7 protein-coding genes are annotated in these 7,479 nt (G+C 67.4%); 5 read left to right on the top strand and 2 right to left on the bottom strand.

The features are described from left to right. The 4 genes from WCZ84_RS13230 to WCZ84_RS13215 all read left to right on the top strand — a co-directional run. On the top strand, window positions 1–991 hold a 991-nt coding region (locus WCZ84_RS13230), incomplete at its 5' end, for an AMP-binding protein (RefSeq protein WP_372686748.1). Window positions 992–998: 7 nt separating this feature from the next. After that, a complete protein-coding gene (locus WCZ84_RS13225; protein ID WP_372686747.1) occupies window positions 999–2,474 on the top strand; it encodes an NAD(P)H-hydrate dehydratase in 1,476 nt (491 codons plus the stop codon). A 110-nt stretch (window positions 2,475–2,584) separates the two neighbouring features. After that, window positions 2,585–4,186 (top strand): ABC-F family ATPase, encoded by a 1,602-nt coding sequence (locus WCZ84_RS13220; RefSeq protein WP_372686746.1) that lies wholly within the window; start codon window positions 2,585–2,587, stop codon window positions 4,184–4,186. Between the two features lie 39 nt (window positions 4,187–4,225). Further along, window positions 4,226–4,819, top strand: a complete 594-nt coding sequence (locus WCZ84_RS13215) for a YigZ family protein (RefSeq protein WP_372686745.1) — start codon at window positions 4,226–4,228, stop codon at window positions 4,817–4,819. A 60-nt stretch (window positions 4,820–4,879) separates the two neighbouring features. Here WCZ84_RS13215 and trxA read toward each other — a convergent pair whose 3' ends face one another. Both trxA and WCZ84_RS13205 read right to left on the bottom strand, forming a co-directional pair. Beyond that, window positions 4,880–5,260: a thioredoxin gene (gene trxA / locus WCZ84_RS13210; RefSeq protein WP_372686744.1), complete on the bottom strand. Its 381-nt coding sequence runs from the start codon at window positions 5,258–5,260 to the stop codon at window positions 4,880–4,882. A 214-nt stretch (window positions 5,261–5,474) separates the two neighbouring features. Further along, window positions 5,475–6,767: an NCS2 family permease gene (locus WCZ84_RS13205; protein ID WP_372686743.1), complete on the bottom strand. Its 1,293-nt coding sequence runs from the start codon at window positions 6,765–6,767 to the stop codon at window positions 5,475–5,477. 95 nt (window positions 6,768–6,862) lie between these two features. Here WCZ84_RS13205 and WCZ84_RS13200 point away from each other — a divergent pair. Then, window positions 6,863–7,479: tRNA (adenosine(37)-N6)-threonylcarbamoyltransferase complex transferase subunit TsaD (locus tag WCZ84_RS13200; RefSeq protein WP_372686742.1), on the top strand; the 617-nt coding region annotated here is incomplete at its 3' end.

Below are 7,479 nucleotides of genomic sequence, written 5' to 3'. Positions count from 1 at the left end.
TTCCAATATTCTCGAGTGGGACATGCCCAAGCATGCGGTTTATTTATGGACGCTGCCCATGTTCCACTGCAATGGCTGGTGCTTTCCCTGGACAGTCGCCGCCCGCGCGGGGGTGAACGTGTGCCTGCGGCGGGTCGATGCCGATGCCATGGTGGCGCGCATGGTCGAACACGGGGTGACCCATTATTGCGGTGCGCCCATCGTGCAAAGCATGCTGGTCAATGCGCCCCAGGCGCTGCGCGACGCCATTCCGGCCGGCATCAGCGCGATGGTGGCCGGTGCGGCGCCGCCGGCGTCCATGATCGAGGGCATGGAGGCCCTGGGCATCGATCTCACCCACGTGTATGGGCTGACCGAGGTCTATGGGCCGGCCACCGTGTGTCCCAAGCATGATGCCTGGGACACCCTCGATATCGGCGAGCGGGCGGCGCTCAACGCACGCCAGGGCGTGCGCTACCACCTGCAGCAGGCCGCGCGGGTGCTGGATCCGGTCACGATGCAGCCGGTGCCGGCCGATGGGCAGACCATGGGCGAGATCATGTTCCAGGGCAACATCTGCATGAAGGGCTACCTGAAAGACCCGGGCGCCACCCGCCAGGCCTTTGCGGGCGGCTGGTTCCACAGCGGCGACCTGGCGGTGCAGTACCCCGATGGCTACATGCGCATCAAGGACCGCAGCAAGGACATCATCATTTCGGGGGGCGAGAACATTTCCTCCATCGAAATCGAAGATGCGCTGTATCGCCATCCCGCCGTGCTGGCCGCCGCCGTGGTGGCGCAGCCCGACGAGCGCTGGGGCGAGACCCCATGCGCCTTCGTCGAGCTCAAGGTCGATGCCCAGGTCACGGCCGAAGACCTCACCGCGCATTGCAAGGCCCTGCTGGCGGGCTTCAAGGTGCCGCGCCATTTCATCTTTGGCGAACTGCCCAAGACGTCCACCGGCAAGATCCAGAAATTCGACCTGCGCAAGAAACTCGCGCAACCCGACTGAGCCCGACATGAGCCGCCCGGCATCCGACGCGTACGTGTTGCTCGATCCGCTGCAGATGGCCGCGGCCGACCGCGCCGCGATGGCGGCCGGGGTGCCGGGCGTGCGGCTGATGGAGGCGGCGGGCACAGCCGTGGCGCAGGCCATTTGTGCGCGTTGGTCGCCCCGGCCGGTGCGTGTGTTGTGCGGCCCCGGCAACAACGGGGGCGACGGCTTCGTCGCGGCGCGCCTGCTGCAGCAAGCCGGTTGGCCGGTGCGTTTGGCGCTGTGGGGCGATCATGCCGCGTTGCGTGGCGATGCGGCGTGGGCGGCGGGCACCTGGGCTGGGCCGGTCGAGGCCGCCGGGCCGGCTTTCCTGCAAGGTGCAGAATTGGTCGTCGATGCCCTGCTGGGCGCGGGCCTCGATCGTGCGCCAACGGGTTCGCTTGCCGTGCTGCTCGAGGCCGTGCGCGCGTGCGCCGCGCCGGTGTGCGCGGTGGATGTCCCCACGGGCCTGCATGGCGGCAGCGGGCAATGCCCGGGTGTGGCTGTGCAGGCCGAACTCACCGTGACCTTCTTTCGTCGCAAGCCCGGGCATCTGCTGCTGCCGGGGCGCGCCCTGTGCGGGGCGGTGGTGTGCGCCGACATCGGCATTCCAGCCGGCGTACTGGGCGCATTGCCGGTGGCCACCTGGGCCAATCATCCGGATCTCTGGCGGGCGGGCTTTCCGTGGCCATCCCTGGGGGGGCACAAGTACCGTCGGGGCCACGTGTTGGTGATCGGCTCGGCGCACATGCCGGGCGCGAGCCGGCTGGCCTGCCTGGCTGCCGCGCGCATCGGGGCCGGGCTGGTCACGCTGGCCGTGCCGGCCCCGGCATGGGCCGTACAGGCGGGGGCGCTCACCTCGGTCATGGTCGAGCCCCTGCCGGCGGATGGTTCGCTGCAGGCCGCGTTGGCCGATGGGCGGCGCAACGCCCTGGTGATCGGGCCGGGCCTGGGGCGCCATGCGCGCGCCCGTCGGCAGGTTCTGGATGTGTTGGCCACCGGGCGGCCCTGCGTGCTCGATGCCGACGCACTCAGCGCCTTCGAGGCCCAACCCGGGCCTTTGTTGGCCGCGCTGCATGGGCACTGCGTGCTGACGCCCCACGAAGGCGAGTTCGCCCGCTTGTTCGGGCACGCGGGCGACAAGCTCCTGCGCGCCCGGGCGGCGGCGCGCGACTGCGGCGCCGTGGTGCTCCTCAAAGGGGCGGACACGGTGATCGCCGCGCCCGACGGCGCCGCCGTCATCAATGACAACGCGCCGCCCACGCTGGCCACGGGCGGCACGGGCGACGTGCTGGCGGGCTGCGTCGCAGGCTTGCTGGCGGCGGGTATGCCAGCCTTCCAGGCGGCCTGTGCGGCCGTCTGGCTGCATGGTTTGGCGGCCGACCAGCTGGGTTGGGGGCTGCTGGCCGAGGATTTGCCCCAGGCGCTGCCCAAGGCCCTGCAGATACTCTCCACCTGTTAAAATGCCGGGTTAACCTGTTTCTGGCTGCCCATCGTGGCCGCCAGCCTCGCACCCCGCCTTGCCGTGCCCGCTGATGGGCGCGGATCATGGCCTTCCGTTGATTCCCTATCGTGATATCCACCAGCAATCTCACCATCCAGTTTGGTGCCAAACCCCTGTTTGAAAATGTCAGCGTCAAGTTCGGCGATGGCAACCGCTACGGCCTGATCGGCGCCAATGGGTCGGGCAAGTCCACCCTGATGAAAATCATCGGCGGCGACCTGGACCCCACGTCGGGTCACGTCAGCCTCGAACCGGGTCTGCGCATGGGCAAGCTGCACCAGGACCAGTTCGCCTTCGAGGCGCACCGGGTACTGGACGTGGTGTTGATGGGGCATGCCGAAATGTGGCAGGTGATGAGCGAGCGCGACGCGATTTACGCCGACCCCGAAGCGACCGAGGATGACTACATGCGCGCCGCCGAGCTCGAGGGCCGGTTTGCCGAATACGACGGCTACACGGCCGAGGCGCGGGCCGGCGAGCTGCTGCTGGGGCTCGAGATCCCCGTCGAGCAGCATGAACGCCCCATGAGCGAGATCGCACCGGGCTGGAAGCTGCGCGTGCTGCTGGCCCAGGCGCTGTTCTCGAACCCCGACGTCCTGCTGCTCGACGAGCCCACCAACAACCTGGACATCAATACCATCCGCTGGCTCGAGGGGGTGCTGAACGGCTACGACAGCACCATGATCATCATCAGCCACGACCGCCATTTTCTCAATCAGGTCTGCACCCACATGGCCGACCTCGATTATCGCGAGCTGCAGATCTATCCGGGCAATTACGACGACTACATGCTGGCGTCCACCCAGGCGCGCGAGCGCCAGCTGGCAGCCAATGCCCGGGCCAAAGAGCGGGTCTCGGAGCTGCAGGATTTCGTGCGCCGCTTCGCGGCCAACAAGTCCAAGTCGCGTCAGGCGACCTCGCGCCTCAAGCAGATCGATCGCATCAAGGCCGAAACGGTGCAGGTCAAGCCGTCTTCGCGGCAGAATCCCTACATCCGCTTCGAGGTCAACAAGATCCTGCACCGCCAGGCCGCGCACGTCGAGGCGCTCGCCAAAGCCTGGGACCGGCCCATCATCCAGGGGCTGTCCACCATGATCGAGGCCGGTCAGAAGGTGGCCATCATCGGCGCCAACGGGGTGGGCAAGACCACTTTGCTGCGCCTGCTGGCGGGCGATCTGAAGCCGGATGCCGGCCAGGTGCGCTGGTCCGAGAACGCGGACCTCGGCTATATGGCGCAGGATGTATCCGACCAGTTCGATTCCGACCGCAACCTCTTCGAGTGGCTCGCCGAGTACCGCCAGCCCGGCGACGAGGACCAGGCCATCCGCTCCGTGCTGGGGCGCCTGCTGTTTTCGGGCGACGAGATCGGCAAACCGGTGCGGGTACTCTCGGGGGGCGAGAAAAACCGCATGAGCTTCGGGCGTCTGATGCTGGGGCGCCACAACGTGATGCTCATGGACGAGCCCACCAATCACCTGGACATGGAGTCCATCGAATCGCTGCAGTACGCGCTCGAGCAGTACAAAGGCACGCTGGTGTTCGTCTCGCACGACCGCCAGTTCGTCTCGGGCATCGCCACGCGGATCATCGAGATCTTCCCGGATGGCCGCCTGGTGGATTACCCTGGCTCGTATGACGACTACTTGTTCTCGCAGGGCATCGAAGCCTGAGCACGGCCCGGGGCCCAGGGCCAAAGAGGGGGCGGGCGCATGCGGCACACCCTGACGGGGCTGGCGCGCCACGAAACCGTCGTGCGCAAGAGCCGCTTTCTGGCGCTGGCGGGCCCGCTTGCTTCTGAAGACGCGGTACGCGACTTCCTGCAGGCTCATTTCGATGCCGGGGCCAGCCATCATTGCTGGGCCTGGCGCCTGGGCCAGGCGTATCGCTTCCACGACGACGGCGAGCCGGGCGGCACCGCCGGACGGCCCATCCTGCAAGCCATCGACAGCCAGGGTTGTGACCAGGTGGTGGTGCTGGTGATCCGCTGGTTTGGCGGCATCAAGCTGGGTACGGGCGGGTTGGTGCGCGCTTATGGCGGGGCGGCGGCCGAGTGCCTGCGCCTGGCGCCGAAGCGCCCGCTGCGCGACGAGTGCCTGGTGCGCTGCACCTGCCCATATCCCGACGTCGACCGCGTGCAGGCGCGCCTGCTGGCCGGTGGCGGCCAGATCGAGCAGGCCGACTACGACGCGGCGGGCGTGGTCTGGCGCCTGCGCCTGCTGCGCGAGGAACTGCCCCGCTGGCAGGCGCTGCTGGCGGACCTGACCCGTGGCCAGGGTGAATTCAGCGTGCTGGACGACGCCTGACGATCCGCGCGCGCCGGCCCGCGGGCCGATGAGCGGGCCGATGATGTGGACGCTGCCGGATCAGTGCTTGGTGGCCGAGGCCTTTTCCTGCTCGGCGATTTCGGCGTGCACCTTGGCCATGTCGAGTTCCTTGACCTGCTTGAGCAGATCGTCGAGCTGGTTGGGGGCCAGGGCACCGGCCTGCTGGAACAGCAGGACGTTTTCGCGAAATACCATCAGCGTGGGGATGGAGCGAATGCGCAGGGCCGAGGCGAGCTCGGTCTGCTCTTCGGTATTGATCTTGGCGAACGTGACATCCGGGTGTTTTTCGGCGGCCGCTTCGAATACCGGGCCGAACTGGCGGCAGGGCCCGCACCATGGGGCCCAGAAATCGATGATCAGCGGTTGAGTGGCCTCGGTGGCGGCCTGGAAGGTGTTTTGGTCGAGTTCGATGACGCTCATGGAGCCTCCGTGGTTGTGGCGAAACAGGAACCGGGCTCCTGCACGCGATGAGTGCAATTAGTAGATGGGGCCAGTGTACGCACTTGCAAGTCCCCGATGCAAAAAGGCAGCCCCTGGGGGCTGCCTGGCGGGATGGTGGGGTGCCGGCCCGGGGCACCGCACGGCAGGCGCGGCCCCAGAGCGGCGCGGCCGGGCGCGGCCGCTGTGACGGTGGTTATTCGGGGAACAGGGCGTATTTGATGACGAACAGGACCGCCACCAGCAGAGTGGCCGGATGGATTTCACGGAAACGCCCCGACAGCGCCTTGATGACCACATAGCTGATGAAGCCGAACGCCAGGCCGTTGGCAATGGAATAGGTGAGCGGCATGGACATGGCCGCGATGGACGCCGGGACGGATTCGGTGATGTCGTCCCAGGAGATGTCGACCAGCTCGCGCAGCATCAGGCACGCCACGTACAGCAGGGCGGGCGCCGTGGCATAGGGCGGCACGACGGCGGCCAGCGGCGAGAGGAACAAGGCGAGCAGGAACAGGATCGCGATCACCAGGGCCGTCAGACCGGTGCGCCCGCCCGCCTGCACGCCCGAGGCGCTTTCGACATAGGCCGTGGTGCTGCTGGTGCCCAGCATGGAACCGGCCACGATGGCGCAGCTGTCGGCCATCAGGGCGCGCCCCAGGCGCCCCGGGTTGCCCGGCCGGATCAGGCCGGCGCGCGTGGCCACGCCGATCATGGTGCCGGTGGCGTCGAACACTTCGACCAGAACGAACACCAGGATGATGTGGAAGAAGCCGGTATTGAGCACCCCAAGGATGTCGAGCTGGAAGAGCGTGGGGGACAGGCTGGGCGGTGTATCGAGAATACCCTGGAATTCGGTGAAGCCGGCCATCATGGACAGCAGGGTGATGACCAGGATGCCGATCAGGATCGCGCCCCGCACCTTGAGGGCCGCCAGTGCGGTGATGATGAAAAAGCCCAGTATGGCCAGCAGGGTGGTGGGCTCGGTGAGGTTGCCCAGGCCCACCTTGGTGGCGGGGTTGTCGACGACGATGCCGGCCGAGCCCAGCGCAATGATGCCCAGGAACAGGCCGATACCGGCCGCGATGGCCGAACGCAACGATGGGGGGATGCCGGCCACCAGCCATTCGCGGATGCCGGTGACCGTGAGGATCACGAAGATCACCCCGGAGATGAACACGGCGCCCAGGGCCTGCTGCCAGGAATAGCCCATCTGGGCGACCACGGTGAAGGCGAAGAAGGCGTTCAGCCCCATGCCGGGCGCCATGCCGATGGGCCAGTTGGCCAGGAAGGCCATGATCAGGGAGCCCAGCGCCGCCGCGGCGCAGGTGGCCACGAAGACCGCGCCGCGGTCCATGCCGGTGCTGGAGAGAATGTCCGGATTGACGAAGATGATGTAGGACATCGTCAGGAACGTGGTCAGTCCGGCCAGTATTTCGGTCCGTATGTTGGTACCGTGGTCATGCAGCTTGAAAAATTGTTCGAGCATGGTCTCTTCCTGGGTGGTTTTTTTTGCATGGCGCGTCAGCGTGCCGCTCTCATTCTAAAACCCTTTTTGGGGTGGATGTACACTCACGGCTGATTATGCTGATCATTGGATTCGAAAGTTCTTGCGATGAAACCGGCGTGGCCATCGCCTGCACCCGGCGGGGCCTGCTGGCGCACGCCCTGCACAGCCAGGTGGCCATGCACCGCGAATACGGCGGCGTGGTGCCCGAGCTGGCCTCGCGCGACCATATCCGGCGCATCGTGCCGCTGACGCGGCAGGTGCTGGCCGAGGCCGGCGTGCAGCCGGCCGACCTGGGGGCCGTGGCCTATACGGCCGGCCCGGGCCTGGCCGGCGCCTTGCTGGTGGGCGCAAGCTTCGCGCGCGCGTTCGCCTGGGGCCTGGGCCTGCCGGCCTTGCCCATCCACCACCTCGAAGGGCATCTCTTGTCGCCCCTGCTGGCCCCGGATGCCCCGTCTTTCCCTTTCGTTGCCTTGCTGGTCTCGGGCGGGCATACGCAGCTGATGCGCGTCGATGGCGTGGCGCAATACGAGCTGCTGGGCGAGACGCTCGACGATGCCGCTGGCGAAGCCTTCGACAAGAGCGCCAAGCTGCTCGGCCTGGGCTATCCGGGCGGCCCGGCGCTCTCGCGGCTGGCGCAGGCGGGCGACCCCCGGGCGTACACCTTGCCGCGCCCCATGCTGCACAGCAAGAC

Source organism: Castellaniella sp. (assembly GCF_041675725.1).
Classification (GTDB): Bacteria; Pseudomonadota; Gammaproteobacteria; order Burkholderiales; family Burkholderiaceae_B; genus Castellaniella.
This window is presented reverse-complemented; position numbering and strand designations above follow the sequence as displayed.

Coding starts and splice junctions, on each gene's coding strand:
- WCZ84_RS13225 (WP_372686747.1), top strand. CDS start 999: ATGAGCCGCCCGGCATCCGACGCGTACGTGTTGCTCGATCCGCTGCAG.
- WCZ84_RS13215 (WP_372686745.1), top strand. CDS start 4,226: ATGCGGCACACCCTGACGGGGCTGGCGCGCCACGAAACCGTCGTGCGC.
- trxA (WP_372686744.1), bottom strand. CDS start 5,260: ATGAGCGTCATCGAACTCGACCAAAACACCTTCCAGGCCGCCACCGAG.
- WCZ84_RS13205 (WP_372686743.1), bottom strand. CDS start 6,767: ATGCTCGAACAATTTTTCAAGCTGCATGACCACGGTACCAACATACGG.